Source organism: Streptomyces sp. NPDC088097 (assembly GCF_044741845.1).
In the GTDB taxonomy this organism is placed as follows: domain Bacteria; phylum Actinomycetota; class Actinomycetes; order Streptomycetales; family Streptomycetaceae; genus Streptomyces.
The window spans coordinates 87,124-108,565 of the sequence record NZ_JBIUTJ010000010.1 but is presented as its reverse complement, the minus strand read 5'-3'; the positions used below and the strand labels follow the sequence as shown (position 1 = coordinate 108,565).

The following is a 21,442-nucleotide window of genomic DNA, read 5'->3' as shown; positions in this document are numbered from 1 at the left end:
GGAAGGAGCCGAGGCGGCCTAGTCGTTCTCCTGGAGGACCGGGAACGTGCGCGGGGCCACCAACAGCAGGGCCAGGAGCGCCGCCACCCCCGCGACCGTCGCGCACAGGAAGATGTTGTCCACCGCGGCCGCCACCGCGGTCCGCAGGTGCGTCGAGGCGGCGGCGCCGAGGCTGCCCGGCTGCGCCAGCGCCCGCGACACGTCGTCCAGCCGGTCCGGCAGTCCCGGCATCGGGGCTGCCGCGAGGCGGGCGGAGACGGTCGCGTTGGCCACCGCCCCCAACAGCGCGGCCCCCACGCTCTGTCCGACGGTGCGGCAGAACAGCACCGAGGCCGTGGTGGTGCCCCGCTCGGCCCAGCCCACCGTCGACTGCACCCCGATGATCAGCGGGAGTTGGAACAGCCCGAGCGCGGCGCCCAGCAGCAGCATCACCAGGGCCGGTTGCCACGGCCGGGCGGGGTGCGGGAGCAGGGTGAAGGAGAACATGATCACCGTGGCCAGACCCATGCCGAGGACGGCGCTGTCCCGGAAGCCGATGCGCCGGTAGACGTGCTGGCACAGGGCCGCCGACACCGGCCAACTGAGCGTCATCAGGGCCGTCAGGAAGCCCGCCCCGACCGGACCCAGACCGAGCACGGACTGCGCGTAGGTCGGCATGAACACCGCCGGGGCGACGATCACCACGCCCAGCGCCCCCAGCGCCAGGTTCACGGCGGCGATGGTGCGCCGGCGCCACACCCAGCCGGGCAGGATCGGATCCTCGGCCCGGCGCTCCACCCCGACCACCACCACGGCCAGCGCCGCGCTCGCCCCCAACAGCCCCAGCGAGGGCGCCGACAGCCAGGGCCAGGCCACTCCGCCCTGCACCAGCGCGAAGAGCAGCACCCCGCCGCAGGCGAAGACGCCGAGCGCCCCCGCCCAGTCGATCCGGCTGCGGCGGGCGGGCGAGCGTACGGGTTCCACGAGGTGGCGGGCGATCAACCACAGGGCGAGACCGGCGAGCGGGACGTTGATCAGGAAGGTCCACCGCCAGCCCGCGTACGCGGCCAACAGGCCGCCGAGCGCGGGGCCGAGCAGGGAGGAGCCGGCCCAGACGGTGGTCATCCGGGCCTGGATGCGGGGGCGTTCCCGCAGCGGGTAGAGGTCGGCGGCCAGGGTCTGCACGGTGCTCTGGAGGGCGCCGCCGCCCAGCCCCTGCACGACCCGGAAGGCGATGAGCGCGGCCATGTTCCAGGCGCAGGCGCACAGGACGGAGCCGACGAGGAAGAGCGCGATCCCGAAGAGGAGGACGGGCTTGCGGCCGAAGGTGTCGCTCAGCTTCCCGTACACGGGGAGGGTGACGGTGACGGCCAGCAGGTAGCCGGAGAAGAGCCAGGTGAAGTACGAGAATCCGCCGAGGTCCCCGACGACCTGGGGGATCGCGGTGGAGACGATCGTGCTGTCCAGGGCCACCAGCGCCATGCTCACCATCAGCGCGGCCACCACCCGTGTCGGCGGCTGCACGCGCGGCGCGGCGGCCGTCGCGCTCGCCCCGGTGCCGGCCGTCGCGCTCGCCCCGGTGCCCGCCTGTCCGCCGCCCTCGGCCCCCGCCTGTCCGCCGCCCTCGGCGCCCGCCTTCCCGCCCGCCGGCGCTCCCGTCGCCGCGGCCCCCGTTCCCGCTCTGTTCTCGGCTGCCTCCACCCCTGCCCCCTCCGCTCGGAGAATCACCATCTCACCGGGGGTGTGTCCGGCGGTATCCCCGACCCCGGATGGTTCGAAGGGTGGACAACCCCTAGGGGAGGCTCCGCACAACGGACCAGGGGTCTTTCGTCCCGCCGGAGGAGGCCGAAGGTCCCGCGGCGTTCTTAACTGATTCATATGAACGGGGTCGTGGGGGTGGGGTTAACCCCCCGGCCGATACGGCGACGCGCACCAGCGCGCCGGGCGGCCCCGCCCAACAGACTTCATGACGGCGAAGAACGCGAGCACGCGGTCGGATCCGGATCCGCGACGCGGCGGAACGAACGAGCCACCAACAGGGGAGAAGACCGTGACAACGGCGATGACCGAAACCAGGCACGAGGGCACGGGAGGGCACGGACCCGCCGCGGCCCGGGCGCGCGGGGTCGTCAAGGCCTACGGCTCCGGCGAGACCCGCGTCGTCGCCCTCGACTCCGTGGACGTGGACATCCACCGCGGCCAGTTCACCGCGATCATGGGCCCCTCGGGCTCCGGCAAGTCCACGCTGATGCACTGCCTCGCCGGCCTGGACACGGTCACCAGCGGGCGGATCCACCTCGACGAGACCGAGATCACCGGCCTCAAGGACAAGAAGCTCACGCAGCTGCGCCGCGACAAGATCGGCTTCATATTCCAGGCCTTCAACCTGCTGCCGACGCTGAACGCCCTGGAGAACATCACCCTCCCCATGGACATCGCGGGCCGCAAGCCCGACCAGCAGTGGCTGGACCGGGTCGTGGACACGGTGGGCCTCGCGGGCCGCCTCAAGCACCGCCCGACCGAACTGTCCGGTGGCCAGCAGCAGCGCGTGGCCGTAGCCCGCGCCCTCGCCGCCCGCCCCGCGATCATCTTCGGCGACGAGCCCACCGGAAACCTGGACTCCCGGGCGGGCGCCGAAGTCCTCGGCTTCCTGCGCCAGTCCGTCGACGAGCTGGGCCAGACCATCGTCATGGTCACCCACGACCCGGTGGCCGCCTCCTACGCGGACCGCGTCATCTTCCTCGCCGACGGCCGCATCGTCGACGAGATGTACGGGCCCACGGCCGACCAGGTCCTGGACCGGATGAAGGACTTCGACGCGCGCGGGCGGACCTCGTGACCGTCATGAAGACCGCGCGACGCAACTTCGTCGCGCACAAGGGCCGGATGGCGCTGTCCGCCATCGCCGTACTGCTCTCCGTCGCCTTCGTCTGCGGAACCCTCGTGTTCACGGACACCATGAACACCACCTTCGACAAGCTCTTCGCGGTCACCAGCTCCGACGTCACCGTCAGTCCCAAGAGCGCCGCCGAGGGGGAGGACACCCCCGACACCGGCAAGCCGGACACCCTGGAGCCGGCCCTCGTCGCCAAGGTCGCCGCGGCCGAAGGGGTCCGGGCGGCCGAGGGCGCGGTCATGTCCTCCGCCGTCACCGTCGTCAACGCCGAGAACGAGAACGTGGGGTCCACCACCGGCGCCCCGACCCTCGCCGGCAACTGGAACGACAACGAGCTGAAGTCGATGAAGATCACCTCGGGGCACGCCCCGCGCGGTCCCACCGAGATGATGCTCGACAGCGACACGGCCGAGAAGCACCACCTCGCCCTGGGCGACGAACTGCGCACCATCACCGTGACCGGTGACCTCCGCGCCAGGATCGTCGGCATCGCCACCTTCCAGGTGACCAACCCGGGCGCGACCCTCGTCTACTTCGACACCGAGACCGCCCAGCGCCACCTGCTTGGCGCCCCCGGTGCCTTCACCCAGATCAACGTCACCGCCAAGGACGGGGTGAGCGACGAGCAGCTCAAGAGGAACGTCGCCCAGGCCGTCGGCGCCGACACGTACAAGCTCCAGACCTCCAAGGAGGCCGCGGACGCCAACCGCAAGGACGTCGGCTCCTTCCTCGACGTCATGAAGTACGTGATGCTCGGCTTCGCCGGGATCGCCTTCCTCGTCGGCATCTTCCTGATCTTCAACACCTTCTCGATGCTGGTCGCCCAGCGCACCCGGGAGATCGGCCTGATGCGCGCCATCGGCGCCGACCGCCGGCAGATCAACCGCTCCGTCCTCGTCGAGGCCTTCCTGCTCGGGGTCTTCGGCTCCCTCCTCGGTGTCGGCGCGGGCATCGGCCTCGCCGTCGGCCTGATGAAACTCATGGGCCAGATGGGCATGGAGCTGTCCACCGACGACCTGACGGTCGCCTGGACCACCCCGGTCGCCGGCCTGGTCCTCGGCATCGTCGTCACCGTCGTCGCCGCCTACGTCCCCGGCCGCCGCGCCGGGAAGGTCTCCCCGATGGCCGCCCTGCGCGACGCCGGCACCCCCGGCGACCGCAAGGCCGGCGTGGTCCGCGCTGTGCTCGGACTGGTCCTCACCGGGACCGGCGGCGCGGCCCTGTTCCTCGCCACCGGCGCCGACAAGGCCTCCGCGGGCTCCCTCTGGCTCGCCCTCGGCGTCCTCTTCACCCTCATCGGCTTCATCGTGATCGGCCCGCTGCTCGCCGGCGGGGTCGTCCGGGTGCTCGGCAGGGCGGTCCTGCGGCCCTTCGGCTCCGTCGGCCGGCTCGCCGAGCGCAACGCGCTGCGCAACCCGCGCCGCACCGGCGCCACCGCCGCCGCGCTGATGATCGGACTGGCCCTGGTCGCCTGCCTGTCGGTGGTCGGCTCCTCGATGGTGGCCTCCGCCACCGACGAACTCGACAAGTCGGTCGGCGCGGACTACATCATCGCCTCCGAGACCGGACAGCCCGTCATGCCGCAGGCCGAGAAGGCCCTGCGCGACAACGGCCGGCTCGACCACGTCACCGCCTACCGCCAGCTGCCGGTCACCATCACCGCCCCCGACGGGAGCAGCGAGAAGACCGACGTGGGCGCCACCGACCCCACCTACGCCACGGACCTGCGGCGCAAGATGGTGGCCGGCGAGCACGCGGCGGCGTACGGCAAGGGCGCGATCGGGGTCGGCTCGATCTACGCCGACGCCCACCACGTCAAGCTGGGCGACGAGCTGACCGTCGCCTTCACCGGCGGCAGCACCGTCAAGCTGAAGGTCGCGGCCATCACCAGCGACGAGGGCAACCTCGACAAGGGCATGAAGTACGTGAGCACCGCGCTCGCCGAGGCGAACGTCCCGGCCGACAGGATGCCGCGCCCCTTCATGCTGCTGGCCGCCGCCAAGTCCGGTCAGGCCGACGCCGCCTACGCGGAGGTCAAGAAGGCCCTCGCCGAGTACCCGCAGTACAAGGTCCGCAACCAGGCCGACTACAAGCAGGCGCTCAAGGACCAGGTCGGCCAACTGCTCAACATGGTCTACGGCCTCCTCGGCCTCGCGATCGTCGTCGCCGTCCTCGGCGTGGTCAACACCCTGGCCCTCTCGGTGGTCGAGCGGACCCGCGAGATCGGCCTGATGCGCGCCATCGGCCTCTCCCGCCGGCAGCTGCGCCGCATGATCCGCCTGGAGTCGGTGGTCATCGCCCTGTTCGGCGCCCTGCTGGGCCTCGGCCTGGGCATGGGCTGGGGCGCCGCCGCCCAGCGGCTCCTCGCCCTGGAGGGCCTGAAGGTCCTGGAGATCCCCTGGCCGACCATCCTCGGGGTGTTCGCCGCCTCGGCCCTGGTGGGCCTGTTCGCCGCACTGGTGCCGGCCTTCCGGGCGGGGCGGATGAACGTACTGAACGCGATCGCCACCGAGTAACCGGACGGGCGGTCGTACGGGGGACCCTCCGCGGGGGAGGGGGTGGGCGCCGGCCCCGGGCCGTCCGAGAGGACGGTCCGGGGCCGGCGTCGTGCGCTGCTCCGGCGGGAGCGGGCCGGACCGTGCGGGAGCTACCGCACCCGTTCGAGCAGGACCATCCCGCCCGCCTCGCCCACCCGCACGAAGCGCGAGCCCGGGTGGAGCTGCTCGGCGTAGGCGGGGAGGTCCTCGCCGGCCCAGCCCGAGGAGTTGTCGAAGGCCAGGAAGGCCGGGAGCCGCCCCCGGGCGTCGCCGATCCAGAAGACCCGGCAGCGCGAGGTCAGCCGGGTCAGCGCGGCGTTGTCGGCCTCGACCTCCGATCCGTCCGGGATCCGGTCGAGGAGCCGCTCCGCGGCGAGCACCCGGGCGGGCTTGCGGTAGAGGCTCCCGTCCCCGAGCCGGGCCAGCGGCAGGCTGGTCGCGCTCAGGGCGAGGGCGGCGGCGAGCACGGCGGGGGGCAGCTGGAGGGCGTACGCGCGCATCCGGGGCCGGCTCCCGCGCCGGACGGTGTCGAGGGCGTCGGCCAGGGCGAGCGCGACGACCGGCATCAGGACGGCGCTGTAGTGCCAGTCCGTGGACCAGTAGTGGGACTCCCCGGACAGGAAGCGCCAGCCCAGGGTGGGGACGGCCACCAGCAGCAGCGGGGAACGCAGCGCCAGCAAGCCGGTGGTGGGGACGAGCACCCAGGCGAGGGTGGCGAGCTTCGTGCCGAGCCCCCGGAAGGGTCCGCCGCCCGCCCCGTCGAGCTTGTTCCAGTACGGGTAGCCGTCGGCGGCGAAGGCCGGGATCACCACGGTGAACACCAGGGCGGCGACGGCCACCCCGGCCACCGCCACGGCGAGCGCCAGTCGGGCGGCCCGCCGGTCGACGCCCCGGGCCCGCCAGGCCACCACCAGGGCCAGCGCCGCGAGGGTGACCCCCAGGTCCTCCTTGACCAGCAGCAGCCCCGCCCCCCACCCCAGGGCGGCCCGCCAACGACGCGCGAGCAGGGCCTCCAGGGCGAAGGCCAGCAGCGGGACGGCGAACGCGATCTCGTGGAAGTCGAAGGCGACGGCCCGCTGGACCCCCCAGGACAGTCCGTACGCCGCCCCGAGCGCGAGCCCCCGCGCCGGCCCGAGCAGGCGCGCCGAGGCCCGGGTCACGGGGAGCGCGGACAGGGCGAACAGGAACGCCTGCGCCACGAGCAGGGTCTGCGGACCGGGGAAGACCCGGTAGAGGGGCGCGAGCAGGGCGACGACGGGGCTGAAGTGGTCCCCGAGGATGTTGAAGCCGGGGCCCTTGAGCTCGACCACGGGCGCCCGCAGGTACGCGTAGGCCCGTACGGCCTGCTCGAAGATCCCCAGGTCCCACGAGCTGTTCTCCATCCGGCGCAGGAGGCCCAGGGAGAGCGCGGTGTAGACGAGGAAGAGCAGCGCCGCGAGGAGGTACGGGGACGCGCGCGCGACCCGCGCGGCCCGGAGCCCGTCCCGGTCGGCCCGGTCGGCGGCGACGACGAGGGGGCCGACGACCACGGCGGTCATCGGCTTCCCGGCGCGTGCCGGGCCCCCGGATATGGACATAAAGAAAGATTGTCACCCCGCACGGCGGCCTCCGAAGGCGCCCCCTCACCCGCGCGGGTGCTCACACCGATGAGGGGGGCGGGCCCCGGGCGTAGGGTGGGAACCCCCGGCCCGTTCACGTGTCGGGTCCTTCGCGTTGTCCCGCTTCCACGCCTCGGCGTGGCCCCGCTCCACGCCCCTCCACCGGATGGAAAGCCTCCTTCATGAGCCTGCAAGGACTGCTCGACGCCGTCACCCGGGACCCCGCCCTCGCCGAGGCGATCACCGCGGCCGGCCACGGCAACCGCATGCACGTGGACCTGGTCGGCCCCGCCGCCGCCCGCCCCTTCGCGATCGCCGCGCTGGCCGCCCGCACCGGGCGGACCGTGCTCGCCGTCACCGCCACCGGGCGGGAGGCCGAGGACCTGGCCGCCGCGCTGCGCTCCCTGCTGCCCCCCGACGAGGTCGTGGACTACCCGTCGTGGGAGACGCTGCCGCACGAGCGGCTCAGCCCGCGCAGCGACACCGTCGGCCGGCGGATCGCCGTCCTGCGCAGGCTCGCGCACCCGAGCGAGGACGACCCGGCCACCGGCCGCGTCTCGGTGATCGTGGCGCCGATCCGCTCGGTGCTCCAGCCCCAGGTCCAGGGCCTGGGCGACCTGGTGCCGGTGAGCCTGCGCCAGGGACAGAGCGTGGACCTCGGGGAGATCACCGCCGCCCTGGCGGCGGCCGCGTACGCCCGGGTCGAGCTGGTGGAGAAGCGCGGGGAATTCGCCGTGCGCGGCGGGATCCTCGACGTGTTCCCGCCCACCGAGGAGCACCCGCAGCGCGTGGAGTTCTGGGGCGACGAGGTCGAGGAGATCCGCTACTTCAAGGTCGCCGACCAGCGCTCCCTGGAGATCGCCGAGCACGGCCTGTGGGCCCCGCCGTGCCGCGAGCTGCTGCTCACCGACCAGGTGCGCGCCCGGGCGGCGGCCCTGGCCGAGGCCCATCCGGAGCTGGGCGAGCTGCTGCACAAGATCGCCGAGGGGATCGCCGTCGAGGGCATGGAGTCCCTGGCCCCGGTCCTCGTCGACGACATGGAACTGCTCATCGACGTGCTGCCGGCCGGGGCGATGGCCGTGGTCTGCGACCCGGAGCGGGTCCGCACCCGGGCCTCCGACCTGGTGGCGACCTCCCAGGAGTTCCTGATGGCCTCCTGGGCGGCCACCGCCGGCGGCGGCGAGGCCCCCATCGACGTGGGCGCGGCCTCCCTGCGCGGGATCGCCGACGTCCGCGAGCACGCGCGCGAGCTGGGCATGATGTGGTGGTCGGTCTCCCCCTTCGCCGCCGACGAGACGGACCCGGCGGGCAGCGCGGTGACGTCGGCGGGCGAGCCGGCGGTCCTCAGGCTCGGCATGCACGCCCCCGAGGCCTACCGGGGCGACACCGCCCGCGCGCTCGCCGACACCAAGGGCTGGATCGCTGACGGCTGGCACACCGTCTACCTCACCGCGGGCCACGGCCCGGCCGCCCGGACCGTCGAGGTGCTCGGCGGGGAGGGCATCGCCGCCCGCCTGGAGGCCGACCTGAAGGTCCTGGAGCCCTCGATCGTGCAGGTGACCTGCGCCTCGATCGACAACGGCTTCGTGGACCCGGCCCTGAAGCTGGCGGTCCTCACCGAGACCGACCTGACCGGACAGCGCACGGCGACCAAGGACCTGGGCCGGATGCCGACCCGGCGCCGCAAGTCCGTCGACCCGCTGACCCTGGAGGTCGGCGACTACATCGTGCACGAGCAGCACGGCGTCGGCCGCTACATCGAGATGGTGCAGCGCACCGTCCAGGGCGCCACCCGCGAGTACCTCCTCGTCGAGTACGCGCCCGCCAAGCGCGGCCAGCCCGGCGACCGGCTCTACATCCCCACCGACCAGCTGGAGCAGGTCACCAAGTACGTCGGCGGCGAGGCCCCCACCCTGCACCGGCTCGGCGGCGCCGACTGGACCAAGACCAAGGCGCGGGCGAAGAAGGCGGTCAAGGAGATCGCCGCCGACCTCATCAGGCTCTACAGCGCGCGCATGGCGGCCCCCGGCCACACCTTCGGCCCGGACACCCCCTGGCAGCGGGAGCTGGAGGACGCCTTCCCGTACGCGGAGACGCCCGACCAGCTCACCACCATCGCCGAGGTCAAGGAGGACATGGAGAAGTCCGTCCCCATGGACCGCCTGATCTGCGGAGACGTGGGCTACGGCAAGACCGAGATCGCGGTCCGGGCCGCCTTCAAGGCGGTGCAGGACGGCAAGCAGGTCGCCGTCCTCGTCCCCACCACCCTGCTCGTGCAGCAGCACTTCGGGACCTTCTCCGAGCGGTACGCGCAGTTCCCCGTCAACGTGCGGGCGCTGTCCCGCTTCCAGAGCGACACCGAGTCCAAGGCCACCCTGGAGGGCCTGCGGGAAGGGTCCGTCGACATCGTCATCGGCACCCACCGGCTGTTCTCGCAGGAGACGAAGTTCAAGGACCTGGGCCTGGTCATCGTCGACGAGGAGCAGCGCTTCGGCGTCGAGCACAAGGAGCAGCTCAAGAAGCTCCGTGCCAACGTGGACGTGCTGACCATGTCCGCTACGCCGATCCCGCGCACCCTGGAGATGGCGGTGACCGGCATCCGCGAGATGTCGACGATCACCACCCCGCCGGAGGAGCGCCACCCGGTGCTGACCTTCGTCGGGCCCTACGAGGAGAAGCAGATCGGCGCGGCCATCCGCCGCGAGCTGCTCCGCGAGGGCCAGTGCTTCTACATCCACAACCGGGTCGAGTCCATCGACCGGGCCGCCGCCAAGCTGCGCGAGATCGTGCCCGAGGCGCGGATCGCGACGGCGCACGGGCAGATGTCGGAGCAGGCCCTGGAACAGGTGGTCGTGGACTTCTGGGAGAAGAAGTTCGACGTCCTCGTCTCGACGACCATCGTCGAGTCCGGCATCGACATCTCCAACGCCAACACCCTGATCGTGGAGCGCGGCGACAACTTCGGCCTCTCGCAGCTGCACCAGCTGCGCGGTCGCGTCGGCCGAAGCCGCGAGCGCGGCTACGCGTACTTCCTGTACCCGCCGGAGAAGCCGCTCACGGAGACCGCGCACGAGCGGCTCGCGACCATCGCCCAGCACACCGAGATGGGCGCGGGCATGTACGTGGCGATGAAGGACCTGGAGATCCGCGGCGCAGGCAACCTGCTGGGCGGGGAGCAGTCCGGCCACATCGCGGGCGTCGGCTTCGACCTCTACATCCGGATGGTCGGCGAGGCGGTGGCCGACTACCGGGCCGCGATCGACGGCGGGGTGGAGGAGGAGCCGCCGCTGGAGGTGAAGATCGAGCTGCCGGTCGACGCGCACGTCCCGCACGACTACGCGCCCGGCGAGCGGCTGCGCCTGCAGGCGTACCGCTCGATCGCCTCGGCCAACTCCGAGGAGGACGTCAGGGCGGTGCGCGAGGAGCTGACCGACCGCTACGGCAAGCTGCCGGAGCCGGTGGAGAACCTGCTGCTGGTGGCGGGGCTGCGGATGCTCGCGCGGGCCTGCGGGGTCGGCGACATCACCCTGGCGGGGCCCAACATCCGCTTCGGCCCCGTGGAGTTGCGCGAGTCGCAGGAGCTGCGGCTCAAGCGGCTCTACCCGGGGACGCTCCTCAAGCCGGCGACCTCACAGGTGCTCGTCCCGAGGCCGAAGACGGCCCGGGTGGGCGGCAAGCCGCTCGTCGGGCGCGAACTGCTCGGCTGGACCGGCGAGTTCCTGACCACGATCCTCGGGTCCTAGGCGTCGAAACGCCGCCGTCGCGGGCCCCGCGCGACGGGCCCCGCGACGGCTTCGGCGTGGCGGCCCGTGGCGCGGGCGCCCGCGCTCGGCGAGGGCCCGACGTCACGGGCCCGAGCGCTCAGGCGGCCCCCGGGCTCGCGGTGGGCGAGGCGCCGCCACCGTCCGCTCGGCAGTCGGTCCGGGTCGGCGGGAGCGTGTCGCGCGCGCTGAAGCGCCGCACCGGGTACGGGGTCGACCGGCGCCGCCCGGAACGTCGTGCGCGGCCGTGGCCGCCGGGTTCCCGGCCCGGTCCGGCGGCCGTGCTGCGACCCTGCAACGGTTGGGTCCATCCCTCACCGGCGGCGCGAAAGCGTGTATACGCTCAGACCCGAAACTTCCGTACGGCCCGTCAGGAGCATCGATGCACGGCCCCGGCATCCCGCCGCAGCAAGGCCCGCAAGGCCACCGTCCCGTCTCGTCGACGACGATGACGCTGCGCGTGCTGTTCACCGCGCTGCCCGTGCTCAGCTGCGGTTTCTTCGCCTGGGGATCGCTCGTGCGGCTCGCGGTGCTCACCCGCAAGGGGAGCGACTGGGCGCTGATGGTGTTCACCGCCCTGCTGTTCTTCGTCTGGATCGCCTTCATCGAGGCCGACCCCACGGCCGACACCAGCGGCTGGCAGGGCAACGTCGGCGCCGGCGGCACCCTCCTCACCGGGTTCGCCGTCGCCGTGTACTACCTCGTCGCCGACATCAAGCACCACGAGCGGGCTGCCCTCGTCACCGTCCAGGTGCACGGCGCCGCCCCCTGGTACCCGGCCCAGCAGACCCCGTACGGACAGCAGCAGACCGGACCCGCCTACGGCTACCCGCCCGCCGGGACCACCGCGCCCGTCCCCCCGCAGGTCCCGCAGACGCCCCCGCACCACACCCCGCCGCCCCGCATCGGCCAGGTGCGCGCCGAACTCGACGAACTCAGCGAGCTGCTGCGCCGGCAGCCCCCCGCGGGCCCGCCGCAGCCCGGCGGCCCCTACCGCGACCCGAACAACACCTCGGTCCAGGACCCGAATCAGTGACCGAGGGGCAACGGACCATCGGCGAGCGCTACCAGCTCGCCGCGATCCTCGGGCAGGGCGGCATGGGCCAGGTGTGGACGGCCTACGACCGCCGACTGGACCGCCGCGTCGCCGTGAAGCTGCTGCGCCCCGACAAGGTGGCCGGCCCCGGCACCGTCGCCGAGGAACTGCGCCGCCGCTTCGTGCGCGAGTGCCGGGTCACCGCGCAGGTGGACCACCCCGGCCTGGTCACGGTGCACGACGCGGGCAGCGACGGCGACGAACTCTTCCTGGTGATGGGCTACGTGGAGGGCTCCGACCTCGCCGACCACCTCGCCGCACACGACCCGTACCCCTGGCCGTGGGCGGTCGCCGTGGTGGCGCAGCTGTGCTCGGTGCTGTCCGCCGTGCACGCGGTGCCGATCGTCCACCGCGACCTCAAGCCCCGCAACGTGATGGTCCGCCCCGACGGGACCGTGCTGGTCCTCGACCTCGGCGTGGCCTCCGTGATGGACACCGACACCACCCGCCTCACCAGCACCGGCACCCCGATCGGCAGCCCCGCCTACATGGCCCCCGAGCAGGCCATGGGCGGCGCCGTCGGCCCCTACACCGACCTCTACGCGCTCGGCGTGCTGCTGTACGAACTCCTCAGCGGGAACGTCCCCTTCGCCGGATCCACCGCCCTCGGCGTCCTGCACCGCCACCTCTACGAGCCCCCTCTGCCGGTGCGCGGCCGGCGCCCCGAGATCCCCGCGGAGTTGGAGGCGCTGCTGCTGCGCCTGCTCGCCAAGGACCCGCAGGACCGGCCCGGCTCCGCGCAGGAGGTCTACGAGGCCCTCGAACCGTTGCTACCGACGCGCGGCAGCCGCGCCCCGGCGGGCCCCCTCGACCCGACCCGCCCCTTCCTGCGCCCCTCGGCCCCCTGGCCGGACCGGGCCACCGCGGTGATCCCCCCGCAGCCCACGGCGCCGCCGCGGCCCGACATCCCGGGGGCGGTGGACGAGGCCCGCAAGCTGCTGGACCAGGGCCGCCTGACCCAGGCCGTGGACATCCTCGGCGGGATCCTCCCGGCCGCCGCCGCCGAGCACGGGCAGCACTCCCCGGTGGTGCGCTCGCTGCGCAAGCAGTACGCGGCCACCCTGATGGACGACGGGCAGTACCGCCGGGCCCTGCCCGAACTGCGCCGCCTCGCCGACGAGTTCCCCGCCGGCGACCCCCAGGCCCTGCGCTTCCGCTACGACGCGGCCCAGTGCCTGGAGCAGCTCGGCGAACCGGCCGCCGCCTTGGCGGAGTACCGCTCGCTGCTGCCCCTGTTCGAGAACCACTACGCCAACCCCGACCCGGGGCTGCCGCTGGAGGTCCGCCGCCGGATAGCGCACCTGCTGCTCTCGCTGGGCGACCGCCCGGCGGCCCACGACACCCTGGTCCGCCTGCTGTTCGACGCGGACCGGCTGCACGGACCCAACCACCCCCTCCCGGTGGAGGTCCGCCGCACCCTGCAATGGCTCGGCCAGGTGCGCTGACGCCGTCGGCCGGCCCTACGCCGCCGTGCCCCGCCGCCGGCGCCTGAGCGCCAGAGCGAGCACCACCAGCGCCGACAGGGCCGCCGCCGCCGTGCCCGCGAACAGCCCCGGCGGGCGGAAGGTACAGCTCACGGTGGTGCGGCCGTCCAGGGGGACGGCCAGGAGGCCCAGGTACGAGCCGCCCGGGCGGCCGTCGCAGCTCCAGCCCGCGACCGCCGGGGTGGCGATGACGGCCGTGCCCGCGCTGCCCGGCGGGAGGGTGGCGCGCACCCCGGAGTCCGTCACCTCCACCGCGCCGGCCCCCGAGGCCCGCAGGGCCGCCACCGCCGGTTCCAGGCGGCCCCGGTCCAGGCAGGACAGGGCCCAGGAGGCGGGGGCGGGCCGGTCGAAGCGGAGCTTGGAGGCGGAGCCGTTCGAGGTCCCCATCGGCTGGAGCGCGGCCCGGTTGCGGGGGGCGTAGCCGTTCAGCCGGACGGGGAGGCCGTCGCCGAGGCGGGCCGTGGCGTTGTACTCCGGGGCCCACAGGAAGGCCTCGGTGCCCGCCCGGCAGACCCCGGGCGCGAGCGGATCCTCGTAGACCGGCGCGCCCAGCAGGGCCTCCTGGTTGGCGAACGGGGAGTCCCCGTAGGCGCGGGGCGGCCCCGCCGGACGGACGGTGACCAGCGGCGGGACCTCCGTACGGGCGATCGTGCCGTCGGGGCGCAGCCGGGCGCCCACCGCGAACACCGCGTCCGTGACGGGGTTGTCGAGGCTCTGGACGTTGCGGCCGCGCGAGGTCCAGCCCGCGCCCAGCGCCGCCATCGTCCGGGTGAACACGTCCGGGGTGTGACTGCTGTAGTACGAGCCGCCCTCGCCGCCGAGCAGCATCGGGTCGTTGCCGCTCAGCGCGGGCCGGCCCGCGTCCGTCCGGTAGGCGGGCCAACCGTCGGCCCCCGCCAGCGCCTCGGCGCGCGCGGTGTGGGCCCCGTTCCAGGACGGGTAGTCGTCCAGGCCGGCCAGCTTGCCCTTGTGCCCGTACGCCGTCGTCGCCGCCGCCTGCGCCACCAGCACCGCCGCGAGCAGCCCCGCCGCGGGCACCAGGAGCCGGCGCCGGCCCAGCGACCACCAGGCCCAGGCCGTCACGGCCAGGCCGCCGCCGAACAGGGCGTAGCCCCAGGTCGTGGCCAGTGCGCTGGAGCCCGCCGACAGCACGGCCGCCGTCAGCAGCCCCGCCCCGGCGATCAGCGGCCTTGCCCCGGGCGGGCTTTGGGACAGCCCCGTCCAGGCGGCGATGACGACGATCCCGGCCAGTACGAAGGTCTGCCGGTACGCGCTGCCGTTCGGCGTCGCGAACAGGTGCCAGGCCAGGTGGGTCGGCTCCCACTGGAAGGACAGCGCCACCCCGACGACCAGCCCCGTCCACCCCCACCGGGTCCGCGCCGGCACCGCCCGGTGGAAGGGCAGCGCCGCCGCCAGCAGCAGGGTCCCGGTCCCCACGAACACGGCGGGGGAGTTGAAGGAGTACGTCGCCGGCATCAGCCGCGCGAACAGGTCCGCCCACGACACCGGGGAGAACTCCCGGAACCACCCCGGGTAGGCCTGCTTCGAGCTGAGGAACAGCGGCGCGAGCACCGGAGCCGCCAGCGCGATCCCGAGCACGGTGGTCACCGCCGCCCGGCCCACGACCAGGGCCCGCTCGCGCGTCCCCTCCCGTGTGAGCACCACCCGCAGCAGCAGCACCAGCGCCGCGCCCAGCGTCGCCATGTAGGCGGTGTAGAAGTTCGCCGTCCAGGAGACGGCCACCACCAGCACCCCGAGCACCGGGCGCCGCGAGCGCAGCGCCCACTCCCCGGTCAGGCACAGCAGCGGGAAGGCGATCATTCCGTCCAGCCACATCGGGTTGTAGGCGGCCTCGATCACCGACCAGCCGCACAACGCGTACGAGGCGCCGAGCAGCCCGGCCGCCCACCACGGTCCTCGCGCCTGGGTGCGCAGCAGCCAGGCCATGGCCGCCGCCGCGGCCGCCATCTTCAGCACGGTCACCACGTACACCGCGAGGTCGATGTCCTCGCGCGGGAACAGCGCCACCAGCACGGCGAACGGACTCGTCAGGTACGTGCCCAGGTCCGGCAGGAAGCTGGTGCCGTACCCGGACTGCCAGTTGAAGAGCAGCCCGCCCTCGGCGCGCCCGTGCAGCAGGTCCCACAGGTGCGCGTGGAAGGGCACGAACTGGTTTCCGAGGTCGTTGACGCTGCGGTGGCGCGAGCCGTACGGGAACACCCGCGCGACGGCGTCCCCGCCGGCCACGGCGACCGCGGTGACCAGGGCGGCGAGGGCCGAGCCGAGCAGACCGGGGCGCCGGCCGGGCCGGGCCGCGGGGGGCGCGGGGCGCCGAGCGGGGGTGCGCTGTGGGGCGAGCTGCGGTGTCGACATGGTGGACCGACGATCCCAGGAACGGTGGTCCCGGCGGTAGCCGGGGGTGAACTCGCACCCCAACACCCCCGGAATCGTTGGTCGAAGCGGTGGCCCGGACCATCCTGACCTCATACCATCGATCACCGCACGGCCCTTGTGCACTGACGCACAATCTCCCGGCCCTGGAGGCTCCTTTGCACCGTCGCACAGCGCTCTCCGTCTCCGCCGCCCTCCTGGTGGCGGCCCCTCTGCTGTCCGCCTGCTCGGGCGGAACCCGCCCCGGCACGGCGGCGGTCGTCGGCGGCGACCGCATCACCACCTCCGCCCTCCAGGCCCAGGTCAACGACGTCCGTGACGCGCAGAACCGTTCCGGGCAGGGCGCCCAGCTCATCCAGGCCACCGCCGGCCTGGAGCGGCTCAAGCTCAACAAGATGATCCAGTCGGCCGTCCTGGAGCGGGCCGCGAAGGACGCCGGGTTGAGCGTGAGCACCAAGGAGATCGAGGACGTCCGCAAGGCCCAGCTGAAGACGGCCGGCGACGAGAAGACCCTCGTGGCCGCCGCGCTCCAGGAGGCGCAGCTCGCCCCGGACCAGATCGCCGCCGACGCCCGCTTCAAGCTGCTGCGCGACAAGGTCTTCGCGCACTTCGGCAGCCAGGACAAGGCCCTGGTCGGCCTCGGGGAGGCGGCGAAGGCCCTGCACATCGAGGTCAACCCGCGCTTCGGGCGCTGGGACTCCCAGCAGCTCCTGCTCGGGGACCAGGAGACGCCCTGGATCACCCAGCGCACCCAGCCCGAGCAGGCGGCACCCGCCGGGGCCTGACCTCCGCGCGCGGAGGTAGGTTCGGAGGGTGACCGACCACACCGCCGAACCCGCCTCCGCAGCCTCCGCGGCCTCCGCCGGGGACTCCGCTCCCGCCGTTCCGACCGGCCGGATCGTCCTGCTGACCGCCAGCCACCGGGTCGCCCCCGGCCTGCTCTCCTGGCCCGCCTGGCAGGCGCTGCGCGCCGCCGACCGGGTGCTGTGCTCCGACCCGGCCCACCCGCAGCTGCCGTACCTGCGCGAGGCGGGGGTGGAGGTGGCGTACGAGGACCCGGACGCGCACGCGCTCGTCGAGGCCTGCGCCGGGGGCCGCACCATCGTGGTGATCCCGGGCGGCGAGGGCGACCGGCGCCTCACCGACGGCTTGGCCCGGCTCGCGGGCTCGGGCCGGCTGTCCATGCCCGACCTGGAACTGCTCCCCGGCTCCTACGACCTGCCGGGCGCCCGCCTGCTCGACCTGGTCCAGGTCATGGACCGGGTCCGCCGCGAGTGCCCCTGGACCTCGGCGCAGACCCACGAGGGCCTCGTGAAGTACGCGCTGGAGGAGGCGTACGAGCTGGTCGAGGCGATCGAGGACGGGGACCGGGCCGCCCTGCGCGAGGAGTTGGGCGACGTACTGCTCCAGGTGGTCTTCCACGCGAGGATCGCGGAGGAGGGCGAGGCCGCGACGGAGGACGAGGACGGGGACGACGGCGAGGGGCCGTTCTCCGTGGACGACGTCGCCGGAGACCTGGTGGACAAGCTGATCCGGCGCCACCCGCACGTCTTCGGGGACGCCGAGGCCACGACTCCGGAGGACGTCAACGCGCACTGGCAGGCCACCAAGGCCGTGGAGAAGCGGCGGGAGTCGGTCACCGACGGGGTCCCCCTCGCCCAGCCCGGACTGGCCCTCGCGGCCAAGCTCGCCGGCCGGGCCCGCGCGGGCGGCCTCGCGGTGGAACTGCCCCGGGGCGAGGGCATCGGCTACGAACTGCTGGCGCTCGCGGCGCGGGCCGAGGAGGCGGGGACCGACCCCGAGACGGCACTGCGTGCGGCGGCCCGCGCCTACCGGGACGCGATCCGCGCCGCCGAGGGCATCAAGGACTAGGCCGTGGAGCGCGCCCCGACGGGTTGTGCCAGTGGGGGGCGGGACGGTTCAGGAACCACTCGCCGAAGCCCACCGGGCGGCCCGGGGAGGAGCCGGAGGCGGGGACGGCGTCACAGAAGAGCCGGTCGGGTCGGGCCCCGAGTTCCTCCAGGAGGTAGGAGGTCTCCTCGACGAACTCCGCCGGGCCGCTGAGGTAGACGTCCTGCTCCCGCCACAGCCCCCGGTTGCCGAGCGCGGTCCCCAGCCGGTCGGTGGCCTGGGTGCGGTGCTGCCCGGGGGCGGGGGTGATGTAGGTGACGGCGAGCCAGTCGAAGGCGGCGGCGTACCGGTCGATCAGCGGCCGGTCGTAGAGGTGGGCGGCGTCCCGCGCGGTCACGAAGAGGCGTACGTCGTGATCGGGAGGGTGCTCCGCCAGCTCCTCCACCATGGCCCGCACCGGCGCCCACCCGGTGCCGGCGGCGATGAAGGTGACGGGCCGGTCGTCGCGGCGCAGGGTCGCGTGCCCGCCGGGCGCCCCCAGCCGCAGCACCTCGCCGGGCCTGACCTCCCGGACCAGGGCGGTGCTCAGCCGGCCGCCCTCGATCCGGCTGACGTGGAGGTCGACGGTGTGGTCGGCGCGGGGCGCGTTGGCGAGGGAGTAGGTGCGCCAGGTGGTCGGCACCCGCTCGCTGCTCACGCTGACGTACTGGCCGGGTACATAGGGGAGCGGTGCGTGCGGCAGCAGGGTCAGCACGCCGATGTCCTCCCCGTACTGGAGGTGACGGACCACCTCGGCGTCCCACCACGGCGGATCGGTGCTCCCGGCGGCGCCGGCGGTCATCGCGTCGGCGATCAGCTGGTAGGCCTCCGCCCAGGCCTTCTCCACGGGCGGGGTCCACGCCTTCCCGGAGGTCTCCGCGAGGGCGGCGAGCAGGCTCGCGCCCACGGCCGCGTAGTGCTCGGGACCGACCAGGAACTTGCGGTGGTCACGGCCGAGGTCGTGGAGGTAGCCGGGGAGGGTGTCGCTCTCCAGGTGGGAGATGACGTGGGTGAGCGCGGCGAAGAGCCGGTCCCGCTGCCGTTCCATGTCCGGGGAGGAGCCGGGGAAGAGCGGGCGGATGTCCGGGTTGTGCCAGAAGAGGTGGGAGTAGAAGAACTTGACGGCGTGCTCGGCCCGTCGCTCCACCACGGCGAAACTGCTCTTCAAGATCCTCACGTCCACAAAACCGAAAGTAGGAAGGCCGGGGAACGTGAGGTCAAGACCTCACCGATCTACGGACAGCCGCGACGAACCACCTATATGGGATGGCCGCTCCGCGCCGGGATACGGTCGTCGGGTGCATGAGCAGACCTCCGCGGACCCCGCCGACACCCCTTCCTCCCCGGAGGGCCCCACCCTCTTCGACTGGGAGTTCGCCACCGACCCGTACCCGGCGTACGCCTGGCTGCGCGAGCACTCCCCGGTGCACCGCACCACGCTCCCCAGCGGGGTCGAGGCCTGGCTCGTGACCCGCTACGCCGACGCCCGCCAGGCCCTCGCCGACCAGCGGCTCAGCAAGAACCCGGCCCACCACGAGGGGACCGCGCACGCCAAGGGCCGCACCGGGATCCCGGGGGAGCGCAAGGCCGACCTGATGACGCACCTGCTGAACATCGACCCGCCGGACCACACCCGGCTGCGACGGCTGGTGTCGAAGGCGTTCACCCCGCGCAGGGTGGCGGAGTTCACCCCGCGGGTGCAGGAGCTGACCGACCACCTCATCGACGCCTTCCAGGAGAAGGGGGAGGCCGACCTCATCCACGACTTCGCCTTCCCGCTCCCCATCTACGCCATCTGCGAGATGCTCGGCGTTCCGCGCGAGGACCAGGACGACTTCCGCGACTGGGCCGGAATGATGATCCGGCACGGCGGCGGTCCGCGCGGGGGCGTGGCCCGTTCGGTGAAGCGGATCCGCACCTACCTCGGGGAACTGATCCACCGCAAGCGGGACGATCCAGGCGACGACCTCATCTCGGACCTGATCCGGGCGAGCGACCACGGGGACCACCTGACGGAGGCCGAGGCCACCGCGATGGCCTTCATCCTGCTCTTCGCCGGCTTCGAGACCACCGTGAACCTCATCGGCAACGGCATCCACTCCCTCTTCGTGAACCCGGACCAGCGCGAGCGCCTCCAGGCCTCCCTGGCGGCCGGGGAGAGCGCCCTGCTGGAGACGGGGGTGGAGGAACTGCTGCGCTACGACGGCCCGGTGGAGCTGGCCACCTGGCGGTTCGCGACCGAGCCGCTGACCCTCGGCGGGCAGGAGGTCGCGGTCGGGGACCCGGTGCTGGTCGTCCTCGCGGCGGCCGACCGTGACCCCGAGCGGTTCGCGGACCCCGACACGCTGGACCTTTCCCGAAGTGACAATCAGCACCTCGGCTACGGCCACGGGATCCACTACTGCCTCGGCGCCCCCCTGGCCCGACTCGAAGGCCAGACGGCCCTCGCGACCCTGCTCACCCGCCTGCCTGATCTGGAACTTTCCGTTCCGTCAGAGGATCTGCGCTGGCGCGGCGGACTGATCATGAGGGGCCTGCGCACCCTCCCGGTCCGCTTCACGCCCCGAAACGCCTGAGTCGGGCATCCCGGGTCATCCCGGGCCGCCACGGCCCCCGTTGACCGGAAGCCGGGCCCCTTCGAACTTGTGACATCCGTTCGAAGGGGACTAGGTTCTGCCGTTACCCCGCCGTTATGCGAAAGGTGCATCCTCATGCTTCCCGGGAACGGCCGCCACAGACGCCCCCGCCAGGTACCCGCCCTGGTCGTCACCGCCGGAGTTGCCGGCTCCGCTCTGGCCCTGCCACTGCTCGCCACGACGAACGCGAGCGCGGCCGACATCGCCACGTGGGACAAGGTCGCCGACTGCGAGAGCGGCGGCACCTGGAGCGCCAACTACGGCAGCGGTGCATACGGAGGACTCCAGTTCACCCTGGAGCAGTGGAAGGCCGCCGGCGGACTCGCCTACGCGGCGCGCCCCGACCTCGCCAGCCGCTCCCAGCAGATAGCCGTCGGCGAACGGGTCCTCGCCTCCCAGGGCCCCCAGGCGTGGCCGCTGTGCTCCACGTCGGCCGGGCTGACCCGGACCGGCCCCGCGGCCGAGGTGGACCCGGGCCACGAGCCCGCGCCGATCACGCCCACCCCCTCGCGCCCCGACGCCTCGGTCCCCGTCACCGGGTCCGGTTCGAAGGCGACGGACTTCGGCGCCCCGACCCCGCAGCCCGCCGACCCGCAGGGCGGCGGCCCCAGCGGCCTGCCGGACTACCCGCTCGGCCCCTCCAGTGGACTGCCCGTCATGCCCGACCCGGACTACACCACGCCACCCGCCGTCCCGACGGTTCCGCCGTCCACCGCGCCCGGCACCCCGACCGCGCCGGGCACTCCCACCGCGCCCGGCACCCCCACCGCCCCGGTGGACCCGACGGCCCCGGTCACCCCGACCGCCCCCGTGGACCCGAGTGCCCCCACCGTTCCGGTCGACCCGAAGGCCGAGGCCGGTGACGGCGCGGGCAAGCACCGCGGCCCGGCCGCGCTGGAGCTCCCCGGCACTCCTGGCGCGTCGTCAGGGACCGCTGAGCCCACGTACACGGTGAAAGCGGGCGACAACCTGACCGACATCGCGAAGGCCAAGGGACTCGGCGGGGGCTGGAACGCGCTCTACGAGGCCAACGAGCAGGTCATCGGCGGGGACGCAGACCTCATCAAGCCCGGCCAGAACCTGGATCTAACCAAGTAATAGGGGCAGTTCGGGCATCCAGAAAGAGCTGAATGTCCGTTATCGCCAAATGAGACATGCGTCTCTTCCGGTCAAC

The 21,442-nt window shown here is 73.4% G+C and carries 13 protein-coding genes; 9 read left to right on the top strand and 4 right to left on the bottom strand.

The window, feature by feature from the left end:
* Positions 1 to 18: 18 nt before the first annotated feature.
* A complete protein-coding gene (locus tag ACIOD1_RS25170; RefSeq protein ID WP_401904746.1) occupies positions 19 to 1,710 on the bottom strand; it encodes an MFS transporter in 1,692 nt (563 codons plus the stop codon).
* A 331-nt stretch (positions 1,711 to 2,041) separates the two neighbouring features.
* Here ACIOD1_RS25170 and ACIOD1_RS25165 point away from each other — a divergent pair, with 331 nt between their 5' ends.
* Both ACIOD1_RS25165 and ACIOD1_RS25160 read left to right on the top strand, forming a co-directional pair.
* Positions 2,042 to 2,818 (top strand): ABC transporter ATP-binding protein, encoded by a 777-nt coding sequence (locus tag ACIOD1_RS25165; protein WP_401904744.1) that lies wholly within the window; start codon positions 2,042 to 2,044, stop codon positions 2,816 to 2,818.
* Positions 2,815 to 5,391 (top strand): ABC transporter permease, encoded by a 2,577-nt coding sequence (locus tag ACIOD1_RS25160; RefSeq protein WP_365620945.1) that lies wholly within the window; start codon positions 2,815 to 2,817, stop codon positions 5,389 to 5,391. The genes ACIOD1_RS25165 and ACIOD1_RS25160 overlap by 4 nt, the downstream gene beginning before the upstream one ends.
* Positions 5,392 to 5,522: 131 nt before the next feature.
* Here the strand turns inward: ACIOD1_RS25160 and ACIOD1_RS25155 are convergent, their stop codons facing one another.
* Positions 5,523 to 6,989, bottom strand: coding sequence for a DUF2079 domain-containing protein (locus tag ACIOD1_RS25155; protein ID WP_401904741.1), 1,467 nt, complete (start codon positions 6,987 to 6,989; stop codon positions 5,523 to 5,525).
* Positions 6,990 to 7,192: 203 nt separating this feature from the next.
* Between ACIOD1_RS25155 and mfd the strand changes: the two genes are divergently transcribed.
* The 3 genes from mfd (at position 7,193) to ACIOD1_RS25140 (ending at position 13,312) form a co-directional block, all read left to right on the top strand.
* Complete coding sequence (gene mfd / locus ACIOD1_RS25150) at positions 7,193 to 10,753, top strand: transcription-repair coupling factor (RefSeq protein ID WP_365620941.1); 3,561 nt, start codon at positions 7,193 to 7,195, stop codon at positions 10,751 to 10,753.
* Positions 10,754 to 11,153: 400 nt separating this feature from the next.
* Positions 11,154 to 11,807: a hypothetical protein gene (locus ACIOD1_RS25145; RefSeq protein ID WP_401904739.1), complete on the top strand. Its 654-nt coding sequence runs from the start codon at positions 11,154 to 11,156 to the stop codon at positions 11,805 to 11,807.
* A complete protein-coding gene (locus ACIOD1_RS25140; RefSeq protein ID WP_365620935.1) occupies positions 11,804 to 13,312 on the top strand; it encodes a serine/threonine-protein kinase in 1,509 nt (502 codons plus the stop codon). Before ACIOD1_RS25145 ends, ACIOD1_RS25140 begins: the two co-directional genes overlap by 4 nt.
* Before the next feature lie 15 nt (positions 13,313 to 13,327).
* On the opposite strand, the gene ACIOD1_RS25135 is transcribed toward ACIOD1_RS25140, so the two are convergent.
* Positions 13,328 to 15,724 carry a YfhO family protein gene (locus ACIOD1_RS25135; protein ID WP_401904737.1) on the bottom strand — a complete coding sequence of 799 codons (2,397 nt, stop codon included), beginning with the start codon at positions 15,722 to 15,724 and terminating at the stop codon, positions 13,328 to 13,330.
* Between the two features lie 176 nt (positions 15,725 to 15,900).
* Between ACIOD1_RS25135 and ACIOD1_RS25130 the strand changes: the two genes are divergently transcribed.
* Both ACIOD1_RS25130 and ACIOD1_RS25125 read left to right on the top strand, forming a co-directional pair.
* Positions 15,901 to 16,527 (top strand): SurA N-terminal domain-containing protein, encoded by a 627-nt coding sequence (locus ACIOD1_RS25130; protein WP_401904734.1) that lies wholly within the window; start codon positions 15,901 to 15,903, stop codon positions 16,525 to 16,527.
* Between the two features lie 112 nt (positions 16,528 to 16,639).
* Positions 16,640 to 17,614 (top strand): nucleoside triphosphate pyrophosphohydrolase, encoded by a 975-nt coding sequence (locus tag ACIOD1_RS25125; RefSeq protein ID WP_401904866.1) that lies wholly within the window; start codon positions 16,640 to 16,642, stop codon positions 17,612 to 17,614.
* Here ACIOD1_RS25125 and ACIOD1_RS25120 read toward each other — a convergent pair.
* Positions 17,604 to 18,809, bottom strand: a complete 1,206-nt coding sequence (locus ACIOD1_RS25120) for a globin domain-containing protein (RefSeq protein ID WP_401904732.1) — start codon at positions 18,807 to 18,809, stop codon at positions 17,604 to 17,606. The genes ACIOD1_RS25125 and ACIOD1_RS25120 overlap by 11 nt on opposite strands.
* Positions 18,810 to 18,930: 121 nt before the next feature.
* On the opposite strand from ACIOD1_RS25120, the gene ACIOD1_RS25115 reads away from it, so the two are divergent.
* The gene (locus tag ACIOD1_RS25115) at positions 18,931 to 20,208 is read left to right on the top strand and encodes a cytochrome P450 (RefSeq protein ID WP_365620920.1); all 1,278 of its coding nucleotides are present in this window, start codon (positions 18,931 to 18,933) and stop codon (positions 20,206 to 20,208) included.
* Positions 20,209 to 20,343: 135 nt separating this feature from the next.
* Positions 20,344 to 21,366, top strand: coding sequence for a transglycosylase family protein (locus ACIOD1_RS25110; RefSeq protein ID WP_401904729.1), 1,023 nt, complete (start codon positions 20,344 to 20,346; stop codon positions 21,364 to 21,366).
* Positions 21,367 to 21,442: the final 76 nt, after the last annotated feature.

Bases quoted from the DNA above. Each gene is read 5' to 3' on its own strand.
- ACIOD1_RS25170 (WP_401904746.1), bottom strand. From the start codon at position 1,710: ATGGTGATTCTCCGAGCGGAGGGGGCAGGGGTGGAGGCAGCCGAGAAC.
- ACIOD1_RS25165 (WP_401904744.1), top strand. From the start codon at position 2,042: ATGACCGAAACCAGGCACGAGGGCACGGGAGGGCACGGACCCGCCGCG.
- ACIOD1_RS25155 (WP_401904741.1), bottom strand. From the start codon at position 6,989: ATGTCCATATCCGGGGGCCCGGCACGCGCCGGGAAGCCGATGACCGCC.
- mfd (WP_365620941.1), top strand. From the start codon at position 7,193: ATGAGCCTGCAAGGACTGCTCGACGCCGTCACCCGGGACCCCGCCCTC.
- ACIOD1_RS25145 (WP_401904739.1), top strand. From the start codon at position 11,154: ATGCACGGCCCCGGCATCCCGCCGCAGCAAGGCCCGCAAGGCCACCGT.
- ACIOD1_RS25135 (WP_401904737.1), bottom strand. From the start codon at position 15,724: ATGTCGACACCGCAGCTCGCCCCACAGCGCACCCCCGCTCGGCGCCCC.
- ACIOD1_RS25110 (WP_401904729.1), top strand. From the start codon at position 20,344: ATGCTTCCCGGGAACGGCCGCCACAGACGCCCCCGCCAGGTACCCGCC.